The organism is Bradyrhizobium genomosp. III, assembly GCF_000261705.1.
GTDB lineage: Bacteria > Pseudomonadota > Alphaproteobacteria > Rhizobiales > Xanthobacteraceae > Bradyrhizobium > Bradyrhizobium ottawaense.
Genome location: NZ_AJQF01000599.1, coordinates 1 through 981 on the forward strand (window position 1 = coordinate 1; position 981 = coordinate 981).

Annotated in this window: 1 protein-coding gene; it reads right to left on the reverse strand. The window is 58.5% G+C overall.

The features are described from left to right. On the reverse strand, positions 1 to 981 hold a 981-nt coding region (locus tag IC66_RS0142340; RefSeq protein ID WP_038951393.1), incomplete at both ends, for an IS630-like element ISBj5 family transposase.

A 981-nucleotide genomic window follows, 5' to 3' on the forward strand; every position in this document is an offset into this window, starting at 1 on the left:
TCTGCGGACTTGGTCCATTTGAAGGGCTTCGGGTTGTTGTTGTGCAATTCGATGAAGGTACGGATGTCGGCTTCGAGCTGCCTGACGGAGGTGTGAACACCTCGCCGGATCTGCTTTCTGGTGAGTTCAGCGAACCAGCGCTCGATCTGATTGATCCACGACGCGGAAGTCGGCGTGAAGTGGACATGATAGTGCGGCCGGCGAGCGAGCCACGCTTTAATCTTGGGGGTCTTGTGGGTAGCGTAGTTGTCCATGACGATATGGACAGCGAGCCCCTCAGGGATTTGAGCGTCGATCTCTTTGAGAAACTTCAAGAACTCGAGCGCCCGATGGCGCTTGTAGCATTTGCCAATGACGAAGCCGGAAGCGACATCGAGCGCGGCAAACAGCGTGGTCGTACCATGCCGCACATAGCTATGCGTGCGACGTTCCGGCACCCCAGGCATCATCGGCAAGACCGGCTGCTCGCGATCGAGTGCCTGGATCTGGCTTTTCTCATCGACACTGAGGACAACGGCTCGGTTAGGCGGCGACAGATAAAGCCCGACAATATCGCGCACCTTATCGACGAATAGCGGATCGCTCGATAGTTTAAATGTCTGGCTGCGGTGCGGCTGCAAGCCGAACGCCGTCCACATTCGGCGGATCGTGGTGTGAGAAAAGCCAGTATCCGCAGCCATCGAGCGGATCGACCAGTGCGTTGCGTCGGGCGGCGTCGTACGCAATGTCCGCTCGATTACCTCGGCAACCTGATCATCGTCGATGGTTCGAGGGCGGCCCGGGCGGGCTTCGTCAAGCAGGCCATCACAACGATCCTTCAAGAATCGGCGGCGCCACTTGCCGACGGTGTGTTCATGGATGCCAAGTTCGGCAGCCACAGACTTGCTTGGCAGACCATCTGCACACCGCAGGATCGCGCGGCATCGCTCAGATAGCGATCGGGCTACACGATGACGACGAACTTGCCTCTCCAAGTACGCC